The organism is Lacinutrix chionoecetis (assembly GCF_053604665.1).
Window position 1 is genome coordinate 69,540 of record NZ_JBSHNQ010000081.1, and the last position, 19,614, is coordinate 89,153.

Annotated in this window: 16 protein-coding genes; all 16 read left to right on the forward strand. The window is 33.7% G+C overall.

Annotation, left to right across the window (positions count from 1 at the left end):
• Positions 1-84: 84 nt before the first annotated feature.
• Positions 85-1,914: a Xaa-Pro dipeptidyl-peptidase gene (locus ACVC43_RS08820; RefSeq protein WP_452224142.1), complete on the forward strand. Its 1,830-nt coding sequence runs from the start codon at positions 85-87 to the stop codon at positions 1,912-1,914.
• Between the two features lie 7 nt (positions 1,915-1,921).
• Positions 1,922-2,281 carry a ribosomal protein L7/L12 gene (locus tag ACVC43_RS08825; RefSeq protein ID WP_452224143.1) on the forward strand — a complete coding sequence of 120 codons (360 nt, stop codon included), beginning with the start codon at positions 1,922-1,924 and terminating at the stop codon, positions 2,279-2,281.
• A gap of 2 nt (positions 2,282-2,283) precedes the next feature.
• The gene (locus tag ACVC43_RS08830) at positions 2,284-3,630 is read left to right on the forward strand and encodes a hypothetical protein (protein ID WP_452224144.1); all 1,347 of its coding nucleotides are present in this window, start codon (positions 2,284-2,286) and stop codon (positions 3,628-3,630) included.
• A 218-nt stretch (positions 3,631-3,848) separates the two neighbouring features.
• Positions 3,849-4,505, forward strand: a complete 657-nt coding sequence (locus tag ACVC43_RS08835) for a carboxypeptidase-like regulatory domain-containing protein (RefSeq protein WP_452224145.1) — start codon at positions 3,849-3,851, stop codon at positions 4,503-4,505.
• A 7-nt stretch (positions 4,506-4,512) separates the two neighbouring features.
• Positions 4,513-5,529 (forward strand): transglutaminase domain-containing protein, encoded by a 1,017-nt coding sequence (locus ACVC43_RS08840; RefSeq protein WP_452224146.1) that lies wholly within the window; start codon positions 4,513-4,515, stop codon positions 5,527-5,529.
• A 74-nt stretch (positions 5,530-5,603) separates the two neighbouring features.
• Positions 5,604-6,839 (forward strand): DEAD/DEAH box helicase, encoded by a 1,236-nt coding sequence (locus tag ACVC43_RS08845; RefSeq protein ID WP_452224147.1) that lies wholly within the window; start codon positions 5,604-5,606, stop codon positions 6,837-6,839.
• An 18-nt stretch (positions 6,840-6,857) separates the two neighbouring features.
• Complete coding sequence (locus tag ACVC43_RS08850; RefSeq protein ID WP_452224148.1) at positions 6,858-7,835, forward strand: hypothetical protein; 978 nt, start codon at positions 6,858-6,860, stop codon at positions 7,833-7,835.
• Between the two features lie 100 nt (positions 7,836-7,935).
• Positions 7,936-10,155: a RelA/SpoT family protein gene (locus ACVC43_RS08855; protein WP_452224149.1), complete on the forward strand. Its 2,220-nt coding sequence runs from the start codon at positions 7,936-7,938 to the stop codon at positions 10,153-10,155.
• Positions 10,156-10,251: 96 nt separating this feature from the next.
• A complete protein-coding gene (locus ACVC43_RS08860; RefSeq protein ID WP_452224150.1) occupies positions 10,252-10,710 on the forward strand; it encodes a Fur family transcriptional regulator in 459 nt (152 codons plus the stop codon).
• Between the two features lie 15 nt (positions 10,711-10,725).
• Positions 10,726-12,000: an adenylosuccinate synthase gene (locus ACVC43_RS08865; RefSeq protein ID WP_452224151.1), complete on the forward strand. Its 1,275-nt coding sequence runs from the start codon at positions 10,726-10,728 to the stop codon at positions 11,998-12,000.
• Between the two features lie 133 nt (positions 12,001-12,133).
• The gene (locus tag ACVC43_RS08870) at positions 12,134-13,999 is read left to right on the forward strand and encodes an OstA-like protein (protein ID WP_452224152.1); all 1,866 of its coding nucleotides are present in this window, start codon (positions 12,134-12,136) and stop codon (positions 13,997-13,999) included.
• The gene (locus ACVC43_RS08875; protein ID WP_452224153.1) at positions 13,999-15,186 is read left to right on the forward strand and encodes an aspartate aminotransferase family protein; all 1,188 of its coding nucleotides are present in this window, start codon (positions 13,999-14,001) and stop codon (positions 15,184-15,186) included. Before ACVC43_RS08870 ends, ACVC43_RS08875 begins: the two co-directional genes overlap by 1 nt.
• Positions 15,187-15,340: 154 nt before the next feature.
• Entirely contained in the window at positions 15,341-16,729 is a 1,389-nt protein-coding gene (locus tag ACVC43_RS08880) for a tetratricopeptide repeat protein (protein ID WP_452224154.1), read from the forward strand.
• 54 nt (positions 16,730-16,783) lie between these two features.
• Entirely contained in the window at positions 16,784-17,791 is a 1,008-nt protein-coding gene (locus ACVC43_RS08885; protein ID WP_452224155.1) for a DUF368 domain-containing protein, read from the forward strand.
• The gene (locus tag ACVC43_RS08890) at positions 17,791-18,810 is read left to right on the forward strand and encodes a DUF368 domain-containing protein (protein WP_452224156.1); all 1,020 of its coding nucleotides are present in this window, start codon (positions 17,791-17,793) and stop codon (positions 18,808-18,810) included. Before ACVC43_RS08885 ends, ACVC43_RS08890 begins: the two co-directional genes overlap by 1 nt.
• Entirely contained in the window at positions 18,803-19,540 is a 738-nt protein-coding gene (locus ACVC43_RS08895; RefSeq protein ID WP_452224189.1) for a shikimate dehydrogenase family protein, read from the forward strand. The genes ACVC43_RS08890 and ACVC43_RS08895 overlap by 8 nt, the downstream gene beginning before the upstream one ends.
• The last annotated feature ends 74 nt before the right edge of the window (positions 19,541-19,614 follow it).

Sequence of the window (19,614 nt, forward strand, 5' to 3'; positions counted from 1 at the left end):
TTTATAATTTCCTAAATACACAGCTACTTCCCTATTCGGGAAAAATAACTAACTTGTACCAAGAAATTATTACAAGCAGTTATTATGATGAAGAGTCAAAACATAATTAAGTTATTTTCAATCCTGTTTTTAACAGCTATTTCTGGTTTTTCGCAAGATAAAACCATTCCTGTTTTCGAAAACGGAGAAGCACAGATAGTTGAAGGTTTTAGTAGTGCTGAAGATTGGATTAGACACGATCTATGGGTAGAAACCAGTTTCGATACAGACGAAGATGGCAAACCAGACCGTATACATGTTGCAGTAACGCGACCAAAACAAACAGATACTCAAGGTCTAAAATTACCCGTTATTTATGTTACCAGCCCTTATTTTGCTGGTGTAGCCGCAGACCTTCCTGGTGTGATGTGGGATGTACAGCATGAACTTGGCGAAATTGGAAAAGAGCGCGTGCATCCAGAAGTGAAACGCATAGGAAAACGTCCTATTATATCGAATTCTCATATTTTAAAATGGGTGCCACGTGGTTATATTGTAGTACATTCTTCTTCTCCCGGCACTGGTCTCTCGGATGGTGCTCCAACTATTGGTGGCCCTAATGAAGCTTTAGCACCAAAAGCAGTTATAGATTGGTTATGTGGCAGAGCAAAAGGGTTTACAGAAAGAGATGGTAATGAGCCTGTGGAAGCCTTTTGGTCTACCGGAAAAGTGGGCATGACAGGAACATCGTACAACGGAACGTTACCATTAGCCGCTGCAACAACAGGTGTTGAGGGCTTAGAGGCTATTATACCAATTGCACCAAATACATCGTCTTACCATTACTACCGTTCTAACGGTTTGGTGCGTTCGCCAGGAGGTTATTTGGGCGAGGACATAGATGTACTTTACGACTTTGTACACAGTGGTGCAGAAGAGAAACGTGAAGGCAATAATAAAAGGATAAGAGATACCGAAATGAAAAATGGTATGGACAGACAAACAGGAGATTTAAACGACTTCTGGAACAATCGGGATTACTTAAACCAAATGGCTCCAATGAAAGCGGCCTTGCTAATGTCTCATGGTTTTAACGATTGGAACGTTATGCCAGAACACAGCAATAGAATTTATCAGAAAGCTACAGCAATGGGATTATCTACACAATTATATTACCACCAGAATGGACATGGTGGACCACCACCATTAACAATGATGAATCGTTGGTTTACACGCTATTTGCATGGTATTGAAAATAATGTGGAAAACGATAAAAAGGTGTGGATTGTTAGAGAAAACGATAAACGGGACGAGCCAACTGCTTACGATGCGTATCCAAATCCGAAGGCAGAAAATGTAACATTGTATTTAAACCAAGGCGGAAATAATATTGGCGCTTTAACAACCACTCAAAGCAAAAAACAAAAAACCGAAACGTTAATTGACGATTTTAATATCTCTGGCAAAGCGCACGCTCAAGCTACAAGTTCTAAAAACCGCTTGTTATATGCCACACCAATATTAAAAGAAGCGCTTCATATTTCTGGTGAAAGCGAGGTTACTATAACCCTCTCGAGTAGTAAAGTTGCTGCAAACCTATCGGTTTGGCTGGTTTCACTTCCTTACGATGAGGACTCGAAAGTCATTACAGATAATATTATAACTCGTGGTTGGGCAGACCCTCAAAATTATAAATCGCTAACCGAAAGTGAGCCATTAAAAAAAGACAAGTTTTATAAAGTAACTTTTAAATTACAGCCAGACGACCAGATTATAAAAGCCGGACAGCAAATTGGACTAGTTATATTCTCAAGCGATAAAGAGTTTACACTACATCCTAAACCAGGGACAGAATTAACAATCGATTTAGACAAAACACATTTAATTTTACCAATTGTTGGAGGGTTAAATGCGTTAAACAACGCAACTAAATAGTCATAAAATGAGTGAACATATTACCATTAATGGTATCCAATTAGATAAACATAAGTTGCTTCATCTTATACATAACAATGATAAGATACAAGCCATAAAATATATAAAGGAAGAAACTAATCTGGGCTTAAAAAAGTCTAAAGATATTGTCGATTCGCTTAGCGACGACCCAAGTTTTTTTGATGGAATAGACAACACAATTGTAGAACCTAAGTTAAAAAAAAGGAATGCTATTGTAAAAAATAAAGACAGGGATTTTAAAGGCAGTCATGTTATAAAAAGCAAACCCTCTAGAGTAAAAAATATTGTTATTTTTATTTTATTAATTGTAGTTTTAATTTTATTATTCCTGCAATTTGGTATGTAACTATGAAGAACCACTACAATTCCATACGTTTTAAAGAATGGTTAGACAAACTCCAGCAAGAGAGCTGGCAATTAGAACTTATTATTTCGGGTTTTGCTATTTATGGGTTATCTCAAGCAATTGCGCCATTAGAAATTTACCATAATACGTTTCAAAACGAAGGACAAAGTTTATTAATGTTTGTTTTTACTGTCGCATTAATATCATGCTCAATTTTAATGTTTACACTCATTGTGCACGTCGTTTTAAGAGGTTTATGGATTGGTGCATTAGGATTACGTTATGTTTCGGGAGATATAGACTACAAAAAGTTAAAATACGCTCCTATATTCGATAAGCATCTAAGAAAACGCATTGGTTCTTTCGATAAGTACATTGCAAGACTTGAGAATTATTGTAGTATATTATTTGCTCTGTCATTTTTGCTTGTTTTTTATGTGGTATCTGTGTTTCTTTCTTTAGGATTAATAGCGTTAATAGCTTGGACATTTTTTATTTCCAATAGCGAAAATGGTAGTAATCCATTATTGTCTGTTACAGGCAGCATACTCATTATTATTGTGTTATTTGGAATTATTTTAAATTTAATAGACTTTTTAACCCAAGGGTTTTTAAAGAAAAAGAGATGGACAGCTGTCATGTATTTTCCATTTTATTGGCTTTTTAGTTTTATAACACTGTCCTTTTTATATAGACCTTTAGTCTATAATTTTTTAGACAATAAATTTGGCAGGCGTTTGAGTATTTTCCTTATTCCGTTATATGTGTTAATAATTTTTTTAACCACATTAAATTATGAAAGATCCAATTATCTAAGCATCGATGTAGATTCTTCAGTGAATTTTGCCGATAAATATAATTACGACGACTTAATTATTGAAAAAGGTGACTTTCTAAGCAAGGCTTCAATACCGTCTAAAATCATTGAAAAATCGTATTTAAAAATCTTTTTAGAATTTTCAGACCCTATAGAAGATGATGTTTTCGCCTTTAATTCATCTTTAAAACCAAATAAGGATACTCGTGGTATTTCTTCAGGTTTAGCTTTTTCTATAAGTATGAATGACACTGAAAAAACAATAAACATAGATAGCATTAAAACCGAATATTTAAAGACCTTAAAGAGCATACACACAATAAAAATTGATTCGGTTACGTACACAGATTTTGATTTTATTTTAACACTCAATAGGCTTGATCAATTAGGCTTTGAAACTGTTTTAGATATTAAAGACCTTAAAGAAGGTAAACATTTATTACAAATAGAACGCGCTCAAAAATATAGAAAAACAGATTCTACAATACAATACAAAGTTGCCAACATTCCTTTTTGGTATTACAAGCAATAATTTTAGTTAATAGGTAATTAAGATTTTAAAATCGCACTAATAATCCATAATTTGTGAATGGATGCGTTAGTAAAACTATTTTTTTATCTTATCTTAATAGTGTTAACTCATTAAAAGAGGCATTACACTCATTAAAATGGAGTGTTTACTAACTCCTCATTTTATAATAGTTAATAGATGTATAGGTTTGGAGTATAATAACTATAAAACTATATATCATGAAAAATGCATTTACGTTAAACATCAACACACCTTGTCAAGAAGATTTTAACTCATTTACTGCAACTGCCAACGGTGGTTTTTGTAATGCTTGCGACAAGGAAGTTATAGACTTTACAACTATGAAAAAAGAGGACATTAACAAATATTTTAGCACTAAAAACACACAAAACACTTGCGGAAGATTTAAGGCTGGGCAACTAGACACTCAGCAATTAAAACCTAAAACTTACGGCGTTTTAAGTGGTGTTGGTTTAGCCTGTTTAGCTTTATTTTCAATAAATCTGTCACAGGCTCAAGATACCAGAAATCAAACTACTAAAACAGAAATGAGTGTACCACTACAAGATAAATTTCTTGTACAAGGAAACGTTTCGGACGATTTAGATGCAATACCAGGAGTAAATGTTGTTTTAGAAGGTACCGACATTGGAACTGTAACAGACATTAATGGTAATTTTGTTTTTCCAGAAAAACTTAAAAAAGGAGACGTTTTAGTTTTTAGCTACGTTGGTATGGAATCGCAAAAACTAACCATTAAAGATAAAGAGTCAGCTTCAAACATAGCTTTAGAAATAAATATGAAATTAGATCCTGTTATTATTATGGGAAAAGTAGCAGTTAAAGAAGTGTACAAATCCAATAGAAAAAAATAAAATTTCTATGAAAAACCTACTTCCTCTATTTGCCTTTTTGTTATTCACCTCTGCTATTGCTCAAATCTCAGACTTTAAAACTATAGATTTTACCATTGCAGATAATGTAGCAAAACTAAATAAGGGTAGCGACTTAAAGAACCTTCCTGTATTGGCTCATAAATTAACATATAAACTTCCTACTAAAGTTGAAAAATTTAGAGCCATTTACACCTGGGTTTGTAATAATATTGAAGGCGATTATTTTCAAAATGAGAAAGTAAGTAAAAAACAAAGACAGTTTAAAAACGACAGTATTGCTTATGTTAATTGGAATAATAAGTATAAGAAAACCGCTTTCAGCACATTAATTAATCAAAAAAAAACAATGTGTACGGGTTATGCTTACTTAATTAAGGAATTGTGTTTTTTCGCCAATATCGAATGTGAAATTATAGATGGCTATGGACGTTCTGCTACTTCTAATGTAGAAGAGCTTGAAGCTACAAACCATTCCTGGAATGCCGTTAAATTAAATAACAAATGGTATTTGTGCGATGCAACATGGTCAAGTGGTTACACCACCGAAGAAAACATTTTTACCAACGATTATAATGATGGTTATTTTTTAACAGACCCTGATCTATTTTCTAAAAATCATCACCCAATTGATAGTAAATGGCTACTTAAAGATACTTTAAAAAATGTAGCATACCAAGCGCCTCCTCTGGTTTATGGCGAAACATTTAAACATAAAGTAATTCCTGTAACACCAGAGAAAATGGATTTTACGGTAAAAAGAAATGAGGAAATTAATTGGGTGTTTAAAGCCATAAAAGACAGTACTAAAAAAAAGGTGTCTTTAGTAGAAATTACGGGAGGCAATACGCATGTATTAAACATATATAATTTTAAAAATGAAAACGGTAACATATCATTTAATTATAAGTTTAAACGCAAAGGATACTACGATGTACATTTAAAAATTGATGAGGATATTGTGGCTACTTATACTATAGAGGTTTTAAAAGTGCCTGTCAAATAGAGGCTACAAGATTTATCTTTTTAATAAAATAAAATGGATGCTAAAAAAACTACCTTTGTAGCAAACTTATACTCATGTCATTTAAAGACCTAAAACTAAACAAACCTTTACTACGTGCAATTGCCGAAAAAGGTTACGATAACCCAACCCTAATTCAAGAACGCACCATTCCGTTAGTTTTAGACAAAAAAGATGTAATTGCTTCTGCCCAAACAGGAACTGGTAAAACTGCAGCGTTTGCGTTGCCTATTTTACAATTGTTATACGATAAGCAGGATGCAGCAAAGAATAAAAAGAAAGTGCGAGCGCTAATTGTAAGTCCAACACGAGAATTGGCAATTCAGATTCAGGAAAATTTTCAGGAATATTCTACCTATACCAACTTACGCTCTACAGTAGTTTTTGGTGGTGCTTCCATAGAACCACAAAAGGATATCTTACGAAAAGGTGTCGATATTTTAATTGCCACACCAGGAAGACTACTCGATTTACACAAACAAGATATTATAAATTTAGATTACGTTGAAACATTGGTTTTAGACGAAGCCGATTTAATGCTCGATATGGGCTTTATAGACGATGTTAAAAAAATTGAAAGACTCTGTCCTGCCGAAAAGCAAATTCTACTTTTTTCGGCAACTATGCCTTACAAAGTAGAGCAATTGGCAGAAACTATTTTAAATAAGCCCAAACGGGTTGAAGTTTCCCAGAATTCTTCAACCTCTAAAAACGTAAATCAGGCTTTGTATTACGTTCCAAAACCTAAAAAAATTGAGTTATGTTTACACTTACTGCGTAACACCATTAAAGGTAGAATTATTATATTTAGAAGAACAAAATATGGTGTAGATAAATTAGAAAAAACACTTCTTAAAAACAATTACAAAGCAGATAGTATTCATGGCGATAAAAGCCAGACCTTAAGACAGGAAGCTTTAAACAGATTCAAAAATAACGAAGTAAATATTTTAATCGCAACAGATGTTGCAGCACGTGGTATTGATATAGATAATGTAGATGCTGTTATTAATTTCGATATGCCTAACGTACCAGAAACCTACGTACACAGAATTGGTAGAACTGCAAGAGCAGGAAATACAGGTACAGCCTATTCTTTTTGTTCTGCAGACGAAAAAGAATATATAAAAACAATACAACAACTTATAAATTTACAGTTAGATATAGTAGAAGAACACCCTTATCCATTAGACCCAAAAGCAAAGCCTCCTGTGCACAAAAAGCAAGGTTCCAAGTATAAAAAAGGACGTAAAAGTGAAGCTTCTAAAAAGAAGAAAAAACGTTGGTATTAAATTTGTTATATTTAAAATATGATTAAACAAATAACATCTATTTTATTTTGTTTTGCTTCGCTATATAGTTTAGCCCAAAACACTACTATTTTGTCCGACACCCAAGAACCTGTCTCCTATGCTACCATCTCTTTTGGTAATGGTAACGGGCTTTTTGCAGACGACGATGGTAAATTTTATTTCACAAAAAAATTATATAAGGACATCGATTCGCTATTTATTTCAGCCATTGGTTATACAGATTTAAAACTTGCAACCCAAGATTTACCATCCACTATTGTTATGAAAGCAAGTATAAACACACTTGATGAAGTGTTTTTAACTAAGCCTCGCGGAAAATTTAAATTAGAAAAAATTAAACCCACACTTCACGACGATTATTATAAATGCTGGCTTCCAACTATTGAAAGTGAAATTGCCGTATTTTTTCCCAACACTTCTCCCGAAACCAAGCGTATCTCCAGTTTACAAATTCCTATTAAAGTGGAAGCTAAAGACTGGGAAAAACGAAAACGAAAAACCTCGGACAAGAGACCGTTTTCAACACTGTTTAAAGTTAATTTTTATAAAAACAACAACGGCTTACCTGGAGACGTTTTAACGTATGATAAGGTGGTATTTATAGCTAATGAAAAAAACGACAAAATTATAGACCTCGATGTTACTGCTCACGATGTTTATATGCCTAAAGATGGCTTATTTATATCACTTCAGGTACTTGGTTATACAGACGATAATGGAAAACTACTACCCAATAAGAAATACCAGGAGATTAAAACAAAACGTGGTATTGTAAAAGTTTCTACTACGTTTAGACCGCTTTTACCTTTTACAGATGAGATTTCCGAAAAAAGAACTTACGTAAAGCGCGTGTTTTTAGATGGTGGAAAATGGGTGCTTTTCGATAAAGAAAACATTAGCAACTCTAATTTGCTAAAAGTAGGCTTAAACAATTATGGTTTAGGCATACAAATGGAAGTGTATAAAGAAGATTAAATCTATACTGTTTCATTTTAAATAAAGTAGTTACTACTTCATTTAAAAAATAACAAAACACCTTGCGCATTCGTTTTTAATTATTATTTTTAATTCTACTATGACAGCAATAGAAATTGAAAATGAAAATGCAGCCATTGCAAAAGCCTACAAAGACCTTTTAAAAGTTAGTTACACATCTCTTTCTACAGAAGATAAAAAGCTAATTCGAAAAGCCTTTGAAGTAGCTGTAGATGCGCATAAAAAACAACGCCGAAAAAGTGGTGAAGCATATATATTTCACCCTATCGCTGTGGCACGTATTGTCGCATCAGAAATAGGATTAGATGCCACTTCTATTGCAGCCGCACTACTTCACGATGTTGTTGAAGACAATGAAGATTACGCCATTAAAGATATCGAGCGACTATTTGGCGAAACCATTGCCAGAATTGTTGATGGCTTAACCAAAATTTCTTCTTTAAGCAAGGAGAAAGATATGGACGTCTCGTTACAAGCAGAGAATTTTAGAAAAATGTTGCTTACCCTAAATGACGACGTACGGGTTATAATTATTAAAATAGCCGATAGACTTCATAACATGCAAACCATGGATTCTATGCGTGGAGATAAGCAGGTTAAAATTGCAAGCGAAACTCTTTATATCTATGCACCTTTGGCACATAGAATTGGGCTGTATAATATTAAAACCGAACTCGAAGATTTAAGTTTAAAATATACAGAGCCCGAAGTTTACAACGATATTTTACTTAAAATGAAAGAAAGTAAGCAAGATCAAGATGCTTACATAAGAGAGTTTAATAACGTTATAAAGACCTCTCTCGATAAAGAAAATTTAAATTATGAAATAAAAGGACGTCCAAAATCTATTTTTTCAATTAAAAGAAAAATGGAAAAACAAGGCGTGTCCTACGATGAAGTTTACGATAAATTTGCAGTAAGAATTATTTATAAATCTGATAAGGAAAATGAAAAATTCTTAGCTTGGAAAATATATTCGGTTGTAACCGATCACTTCAGACCAAATCCTACACGACTACGCGATTGGATTTCGTCTCCAAAATCCACGGGTTACGAAGCCTTGCACATTACAGTTATGGGACCTAAAGGACGCTGGGTAGAAGTACAAATTAGAAGTGAGCGAATGAACGAGATTGCCGAAAAAGGCTATGCCGCGCACTATAAATACAAAAACCACGACAACAAGGAAGATAATCTTGACATGTGGATAAACAGGCTGCAGGAAGCCCTTGAAAATCCATCAACCAATGCTGTAGATTTTGTAGAGGAATTTAAACTTAACCTCTACTCTAAGGAAATTTTTGTTTTTACGCCAAAAGGAGATTTAAAATCATTACCCAAAGGAGCAACACCTTTAGATTTTGCATTTAGTATTCATACAGAAGTTGGTATGAAAACACGTGGCGCAAAGGTTAATGGAAAGCTCGTACCGCTTAGTCATGAGCTTAATAGTGGAGATCAAGTAGATATTTTAACCAGCGATAACGTAAAACCAAATCCAAACTGGTTAGATTATGCCACTACTTCTCGTGCGCGAAGCAAAATTAAATCGTTACTGCGCGAAGACGAAAAAATTATTGCAGAGGAAGGCAAGGAAATTTTACGCAGAAAACTAAAGCAGCTTAAAATAACGCTCAACGAAAAATCGGTTAACGAAATGGTTAATCATTTTAAACTTAAAACAAGTTTAGATTTATTCTATCGTGTGGGTATTGGCAGCATTAGTAACGTTATGCTTAAAGAATATGCTGCTTCACGAAGCAATGCATTAGTAAGCTTCCTGAAAAATAAAATTACACGTAAAAACACAGTTTCTAAAGAAGAATTAGAAAAAGACGAGATTACCAGCAATTACGATATGCTGGTGTTTGGAAAAGAAGAGGAAACCTTAGATTACAAATTAGCAACATGTTGTAATCCTATTCCTGGTGATCCAGTATTTGGGTTTTTAACCATTAATGAAGGCATAAAAGTCCATAAAAAAAACTGCCCGAACGCGCTTAGTATGCAATCTAACTATGCCTACAGGATTATGCATGCCAAATGGATTGATTCTTCTAAGCAAGAATACCACGCCAATATTTTACTTTCAGGTCTTGATAATTTAGGTCTGGTTAATGATATTACAAAAATTATTTCAGAAAATATGAATGTAAACATGACGAGCATTAGCTTTCAAAGTGATCATGGCATTTTCTCGGGTAAAATTAACGTAAGTGTAAAAAACAAGACGTTACTAAAAAAAGTAATGGATAATCTGAAAAAAATTAATGGTATCGAGAAGGTTACACGTATGTAATTTTCTACTTGTTAATAAGTGATGAATAACACGACATCGAAACTCTTAAAATTATAGAATAACCTCAAAAAAATATGTAAATTTGCGACTTACATTATGAGCGCAAATACAGACACTAAAAATCAGGAGATTGTTAAGAACGTTTTTACAGCTTTCTTAGAAAGTAATGGTCATAGAAAAACACCAGAACGTTACGCTATACTTCAGGAAATTTACAATAACAAAGAGCATTTTGATATTGAATCTTTGTATTTAAAAATGAAAAACAAAAAATATCGTGTTAGTCGCGCAACACTTTATAATACCATAGAATTACTTTTAGATTGTGGTTTGGTTAGAAAACATCAATTTGGACAAAACCAGGCACACTACGAAAAATCGTATTTCGATAAACAGCACGATCATGTTATTTTAACAGATACTGGTGAGGTTATCGAATTTTGCGATCCACGAATTCAATCCATAAAAAAAACAATAGAAGAGGTTTTCGATATAAAAATCAATAATCATTCTCTCTATTTCTATGGTACTAAAAACACAACAAAAGACAACTAAAAACAACTAATTATAATGGCAGTAGATTTACTACTTGGTTTACAATGGGGAGACGAAGGCAAAGGGAAAATTGTCGATGTTCTAACTTCAAAATATAATATCATTGCACGTTTTCAAGGTGGTCCAAATGCAGGGCACACCCTAAAATTCGATGGTATTAAGCATGTTTTAAGAACGATTCCTTCTGGAATTTTTCATAAAAATTCTATGAATGTTATTGGCAATGGTGTAGTTGTCGATCCTGTCGTGTTTATTAAAGAATTAGAAGGATTAGACCAGTTTGATATAGATTATAAAGCAAAATTAATTGTATCGCGTAAAGCACATTTAATTTTACCTACGCATCGTTTATTAGATGCTGCAAGCGAGGCTTCCAAAGGAAAAGCTAAAATTGGCTCAACCTTAAAAGGTATAGGTCCAACATATATGGATAAAACGGGTAGAAATGGTATTCGTGTTGGTGATTTAGAAATGCCAGACTGGAAAGAAAAATACAGAGCATTAGCCAACAAACATGAAGCTATGATTGCTTTTTACAATGTAGATGTGCAATACGATTTAGATGAAATGGAAGTTGAGTTTTTCGAGTCTGTAGAACGATTAAAAGAATTACAATTTATTGATAGTGAAGCTTACTTACATAAGGCTTTAAAAGAGGGTAAAACCATTTTAGCCGAAGGCGCTCAAGGTTCGCTTTTAGATATCGATTTTGGTACGTATCCTTTTGTAACCTCCTCTAACACCACTGCTGCTGGTGCTTGTACAGGTTTAGGTATTGCACCAAACCAAATTAAAGAAGTCTTTGGTATTTTTAAAGCCTACACTACTCGTGTTGGCTCTGGTCCTTTTCCTACCGAGTTATTTGACGAGGTTGGTGAAGAAATGGCAAAAGTTGGTCAAGAATTTGGTGCTGTAACTGGGCGACCAAGACGATGTGGCTGGTTGGATTTAGTGGCGCTTAAATACACGTGTCGTGTTAATGGTGTTACACAATTAATGATGATGAAAAGCGACGTGCTTTCTGGTTTTAAAACCTTAAAAGTAGCTACCGCTTATAAATATAAAGGTGAAACGATTGAGCATTTACCGTTTAATATCGAGCCGGAAAATGTTGAGCCTATTTATACTGAGTTTAAGGGCTGGAAAGAAGATTTAACCAAAATGAATGAAGATGCGCAACTCCCTAAAGAGTTAAATGATTATATCGATTTTCTTGAAAAGGAATTAGAAATCCCTATTACTATTGTTTCGGTTGGTCCAGATAGAAAACAGACTATTTTTAGAGATTAGTTTCTAAATTTAGAACAAACTCAAAACCTGCCAAAGCAAAAGCTTCGGCAGGTTTTTTTAATATTAAAATTATCCTAATACATCATGCTAACTCATTATAATCGTTATTTTTGCTTACATACAAAGAATCTAAATGTTTAAAAACCTTTTTATAGTAGCATTCATCAGTCTATTAGCTTTCAATAGTCATGCACAACAACGCAAAAATATTGAAATTAAAGACTCTGGTGCTTTTGGTGAAATAGACGAAGAAAATTATCCTGGCGCCAGAATTTTAACGCGTAGTGATGCTGGACAGGTGCACGTCTATCATGATGGTATAGATATGTTTTGCGATCAAGCCGTTTTATACGGAAAAGAAAATTTTGTAGAGGCGTACGGCAACGTAAAAATGATACAAGGCGACACTATTACTATGGTAGCCAAATATGCCGAGTACAGCGGAAATACACAATTAGCCTACGCCAAAGGCGATGTGGTTTTAACCGAACCAAGTTCGGTTTTAACAACAGACAAGCTGTTTTTCGATCGTGCAAAGCAGGAAGCTTTTTATAACGAAGATGGCAAAGTGGTGAGAGATTCGTCTGGAACCATTACAAGTACTGTTGGTCGCTATTACATGTCCCAAAAAAAATACCGCTTCTTAAATACTGTAAAACTGGTAAATCCCGAATATGTATTAACCACCAATCAGTTAGATTTTTACTCAGAGACTGGGCATGCATATATGTATGGGCCTTCAAAAATAGTTGGAGAAACAAGTACGGTATTTTGCGAACGTGGTTTTTACAATACCAATAACGATACTGGCTATTTTACTAAAAACTCAAGAATAGATTACGATAATCGTGTGGTCGAAGGTGACAGTATGTATTTTGACAGAAATATAGATTTTGCGTCAGCTTCCAACAATATAAAAATTACCGACACTATCAACAGCAGTATTATTAAAGGCCATTATGCCGAAGTTTATAAATCTAAAGATTCGGCCTTTGTTACCAAACGTGCTTTGGCTATTTCGGTACAGGAAAAGGATTCTGTTTATATACATTCAGACACTTTAATGGTTACTGGAAAAGAAGATAACCGTATTACAAGGGCGTTTAGAAATGCTAAACTTTACAAATCTGATGTTAGTGGTAAGGCAGATTCTATTCATGTTAATCATCAAACCGGTTTAACACAGCTTATTAATTTATCTCGCTTGTCTAAAAAAGATGCTTTTGCCGTAAAGCGAAGACCTATTTTATGGCATGAAACAAACCAAATGACAGGTGATACCATCCATTTAAAATCGAATCCAGAAACCGAAAAATTAGATTCGCTAATCGTATTTAACAATGCCTTTATTATAAGTAAAGATACGTTAAGCACAGATTATTACAGCCAGATAAAAGGAAAGCGATTGGTTGGGTTGTTCGATGATGAAAACCAGTTAAAACAAGTTAATATATTTAAAAATTCAGAATCTATATTTATTATAAGAAATGAAGATGATGAATTTGTAGGTTTAGACAAAGCACGTTCGGCTAACATTGAAATGTTTTTTGATGATACTGGCATTTACTACTATAAGCGTTTAATACAATCTGAAGGTAAAACATATCCAGAAGACGATATCCCAAAAAATGCTGTAAAACTGAAAGATTTCGATTGGCGAGAAGACGAGAGACCACTTAGTGTTGAAGATTTATTTAAAGACGATCCACCTTTAAATTTACCCATTATAAAAGGTCTGGCACCTGCAGTTCCAGAGGAAGAGTTTTTTGATGAAAACTTGCTAAATCGTGTAGAAAAAGCCGATGAAGAAAGTAAACCTAAAGTAAGATTTGGTGATGCTCGTGACGACAAGCCTTTAAAAGCTTCCAGACAAATCCCTACTAAGCTGGAAAGAGAAAACACGAACAAAGCAAACCCTAACTTGCTTAAAAAGCAATTAAAAAAACAAGATTTACCAGCATTAGGAATACCTTTAAAGGAAAAGACAGAAGAAAATTAATGAGCAACGCGTTCTTTAAATATCAAGCGCAAACTTCGCCACATCCTTTGGCTATGGAAATTTCTCATGCTAAAGGCGCGTACATTTTCGACACTAAAAATAAAGCCTATCTAGATTTTGTGGCTGGTGTTTCGGCTTGTAGTTTAGGGCATTCTCATCCACGAGTAGTTAAGGCTATAAAAACGCAATTGGATAGCTACATGCATGTTATGGTTTATGGCGAATACATCCAGAAACCTGCTGTAGATTTGTGCGCATTATTAGCAAAACACCTACCAGATTCTTTAAAAAAAACATACTTGGTAAATTCTGGAACTGAAGCTATTGAAGGCGCATTAAAACTCGCCCGAAGAGCCACTGGCCGAAGCGAGATTATTGCAGCGCACAATGCCTACCATGGCAATACTATGGGCTCTTTAAGTTTAATGGATTTTGAAGAGCGTAAAGCACCTTTTAGACCATTACTTCCAGATATTAAGCACATTACTTTTAACCACGAGCCTCATTTAGAAAACATAACCTCAAAAACGGCCTGCGTTATATTAGAAACTATACAAGGCGGTGCAGGCTTTATAGAACCTGTAAACCAGTATCTTGAAAAGGTTAGAACGCGTTGTGATGCTGTTGGCGCTTTATTAATTTTAGACGAAATTCAGCCTGGTATGGGACGTACTGGCAAATTATTCGGTTTCGAACATTACAATTGCATTCCAGACATTCTGGTTACCGGAAAAGGTCTTGGTGGCGGACTGCCAATTGGTGCGTTTACAGCTTCAACCAAATTAATGGATAAATTACAAAACAGTCCTAAATTAGGTCATATTACTACCTTTGGTGGTAATCCTGTTATTGCAGCGGCAGCTTTTGCAACACTACAGGAAATAGTAGAAAGTGACTTAATGTCACAAACTTTAGAAAAAGAACAGTTAATTAGAGAACACTTAAAGCATCCACTAATTCAAGAAATTAGAGGAAAAGGCTTAATGTTAACTGCCATATTACCTTCCGCAGAAATAGTCAACCAATTGATTTTAAGCGCTCAAGATCATGGACTTATATTATTTTGGCTGTTATTCGAGCCTAAAGCTATTCGTATTACACCTCCTCTTACCATTACAAACCAAGAATTAGTAAAAGGCTGTGGCATTATTGTTGAAGTATTAAATAAAATACAGAGTAAACTATAATCTGCAAACAGCTAAAAATCAGTATTTAAACTATAAAAAATAAGTATTTAGTTTGTAGTTGTTCATTACTTTGTTAAAAACATTTGCTTGTAATATGCTAATAAAAGCGCTTTGAACGTTACATTTATTACAACGCAATGCTAAATATGTGCCTATGGATTTTAGCCAAGAAGAAAATAATAACATATCGCTAACAAAATTTGAGTCGATGCTAAAAACAAACAATGTTTTGTTTTTCGACTCTAATGAATTTGAAAATATCATTCACCATTACCTAAATCAAGGTAAGGTTGCCCTTGCTAAAAAAGCTATAAAATTAGGTTTAGAACAACATCCAAGCTCTACAAATTTAAAACTCTTTAAGGTTGAAATATTCGTTTTTGAAAACGAATTGGATAAAGCAAATACGTTGTTGAATGAACTGTATGTGCTCGAACCTTCGAACGAAGAAATTTATATTCAAAAAGCAAATATTTTATCGAAAGAAGATAAACACGATGAAGCTATTGATGTTTTAAAAAGTGCGTTGAGTTTTGCTGAAGAAACTTCAGATTTATACTCATTAATTGGTATGGAATATCTTTTTTTAGACCAATTTGATATGGCAAGAGACAATTTTATGAATTGCCTTGAAGAAAATCCTGAAGACTATGGATCACTTTATAATATTATTTACTGCTTCGATTTTTTAGATCAAAATAATGAAGCCATTGCATTTCTTAACACCTATTTAGATAAAAACCCGTATTGCGAAGTGGCCTGGCATCAATTAGGACGTGAGTATTACGAATTAAAGGATTATGACAAAGCGTTGAGTGCTTTCGATTTTGCCATAATCTCTGATGACACTTTTATAGGAGCTTATCTTGAAAAAGGTAAAGTACTCGAAAAACTTAAGCACTATAATGAAGCTATAGAAAACTATAGTATTACGTTAACTTTAGAAGACCCAACATCTTTTGCATTATTACGTATAGGCAGTTGTCACGAAAAATTAGGGAACAAGGATTTAGCGGTCCAATATTATTACAAAACAGTACACGAAGATCCGCTTTTAGATAAAGGGTGGATAGCCATTACAAAGTTTTATTGTAAGCAAAAAAACTATCAAAAAGCTTTATACTACATAAATAAAGCTATAAATATTGATAGCGAAAATGTATTGTATTGGAAATATTATGCAAAAATCAATCATAGACTAAACTTCTTAGAAGAAGCAGAACGTGGACACAAGCGTGCTTTAGAACTAGGAAATTACGAGCTTGAAACCTGGTTGGTTCGTGGTGATATATTAGCAGAATTAGGAGAACCAGAGGCTGCTACATTTAATTTAATACAAGCAGCAGAGTTTTATCCGGAAAATGCCGAAATAGAATTTAGGTTGGCTGGCTTGTATTTTCAATTATTAGAAACCGAAAAAGCAACCTATCACCTTAAAAACGCCATGCGCTTTGATGCCGAACACATTATTATTTTAGAAGAGTTATTTCCAGATGTATACAACGCTCTTGCGTTAAAAAAGGAATTAAAAAAGAAACAATAGCATTTATAAAACTTTAATTATTTGCATACCTTTGGTTCAACACCAAATTAAACTATGCACAGAAAACTTCAAGACTATTTTATAATTGCTTTAAAAGGCGTTGCCATGGGAGCAGCAGATGCCGTTCCTGGAGTTTCAGGAGGAACCATTGCCTTTATTTCTGGTATATACGAAGAGTTAATAACTACTATTAGTAACATTAATGTATCCTTATTTAAAACACTTAAAACCGAAGGATTTAAGTCCTTTTGGAGACAAGCGAATGGTAATTTTTTACTGGCTTTATTAACAGGTATTATAATTAGTTTTGTGTCGTTTATGCGCTTAGCAAAATACCTGATAGAAGAACACCCTGTTTTAATATGGTCCTTCTTTTTTGGCCTTATAGTGGTTAGTATCTATTTTGTGGGGAAACAAGTGAAAAAATGGAGCGCCATTAGCGTTGTTGCGTTAATTATTGGGGCCGCAACAGCTTTTTATATTTCAAGTTTACCATCATTAGCTGGTAACGCTAATCCGTTTTATCTATTTATTGCTGGAGCTATTGCTATTTGCGCCATGATTTTACCTGGCATTTCAGGCTCATTTATATTGGTTATTTTAGGTGCTTATAAAACCTTAAGCGATGCTTTTCATGATTTCGATATTAAGCGTATTGCTATTTTTGCTGCAGGAGCCTTAGTTGGTCTATTAAGTTTTAGTCGTCTATTAAAATGGTTATTTAAAAATTACCACAATACAACATTAGCTTTGTTAACTGGTTTTATTTTTGGCTCTCTAAATAAAGTTTGGCCATGGAAACAAACACTAACAGTAATGGAAGATACCGCTGGAGAGGTGATTGCCTTTTCAAGTGTGTCGCAATTAGGAACACTTGCTGTATTTCAGAAAAAAATAAACAATTTCGAAAGCTTTAAAACGGTTACAGACCAAAGTATTTCGCCTTTTACGTATGCGGAAATTAATAATGTTAACCATCAATTAGCACTTGCAATAGGTTTAATGATTGCTGGATTCTTAACCATATTTGTTTTAGAAAAAATAGGTTCAAAAAGAGCATAATGCAAAGTACAAGAACATTCATGGATAAAATTTTCTTAATCTTAAAAGGGTTAGGAATGGGAGCTGCAAATAAAGTTCCTGGTGTTTCTGGTGGTGTTGTCGCTTTTGTTGCTGGTTTTTACGAAGAGTTTATCCACTCGCTTAAACGGGTTAATACTATTGCATTCAAATTATTTTTTAACGGAAGGTTTAAATCCTTCTTTCATTATATAAACGGGAGGTTTTTGAGCTTGCTTTTTTTAGGAATGGTTATTAGTTATTTTAGCGTTTCTAAACTATTAGATTACTTTCTTAAGCATTACGAGTTATACGTTTGGAGTATATTTTTTGGTATGATTCTAGGCTCTATTTATTACATTGCCAAAGATTTTGAAGATTGGAAATTTACCACTTTGTTAGCGCTATGTATTGGTGCAGCCATTGGTATAAGCATTAGTTTTCTTGATCCTGCAACGCAAAACGACAACCTTTGGTTTGTTTTTATTTGTGGTATTATTAGTGTTTCTGGTATGACATTACCAGGATTTTCAGGGTCTTTTATTTTAATATTACTAGGCAACTACGTGTTGCTTTTAGTAGATTCTGTGAATGCGCTTTACGATACGTTTTACGAGGTTTTAAAAGGAGATTTCAGCTTTACCCAAAACTTAGAACGCATTAGAATGCTTAAGGTTTTAGGTGTATTCACCTTAGGCTCTGTAGTAGGTTTAATTACCTTTTCTCATCTATTAAGCTATATTTTAAAGCATTACAAAAGCGTTACAACAGCTTCAATTATTGGTTTTATTGTAGGCTCTCTTGGTGTTGTCTGGCCTTGGAAAGAGACCATTTATAAAACAGATGATTCTGGCATATTTTTATTCGATTCTGGTGGCAAATACATTGTAGAAAATTACAGTCGTTACATCCCAGAATTTAATGTAGAAACCATAATTGCTTTAATTTATATAATTATTGGCATCACAGTTGTTTTAGCTTTAGAATGGTATGGCAGAAAAACCCGAAAGATACATGCGTAGATTTGGCTTAATAGGAAAAAATATAGACTACTCTTTTTCGCGCACTTACTTTAAAAAAAAGTTTGAAACTGAGAATAGAAAGCAGGTGACTTACGAGAATTTCGATATCGCTACTATTGAAATATTCGAAACACAATTAAAAAATGAACCACATATAAAAGGCTTTAATGTTACTATTCCTTATAAAGAAAGTATCATCCCTTATTTAGACAAGCTGAATAAAAAAGCAAAGGTTATTGGCGCAGTAAATACCATTAAAATTAGCAGGAACGGAAAATACATTGGCTATAATACAGATTATTATGGCTTTAAAAAGTCTATTAAACCCTTGCTAAAACCACAGCATAAAAAAGCATTAATTTTAGGCACTGGCGGAGCTAGTAAAGCAATAGCTTTCGCTTTAAAATCGTTGGACATAGACTATGCGTTTGTCTCACGAAATAACACGAAAAATGTAACCTATACGTATAGCGAACTAACACACAAAGTAATTGAATCTCACCATATTATCGTTAATTGCACGCCTTTAGGAACCTTTCCAAATATTGAAGAATGTCCAAATATTCCATACAACGCACTATCTAAAAATCATGTGTTATTCGACTTAATATATAATCCATCTGAAACGACATTTTTAAAACGAGGCAAACAAAAAAATGCTACTGTAATTAACGGGTTTAAGATGTTAGAATTACAGGCTGAAAAGTCCTGGGAAATATGGAATAAATAAAAACAGAATTATTTAATGTAAAATTAGCCTGAATCCTTTTAAAAAAGGCAAGTTTTACTATCTTTAAAGTCTAA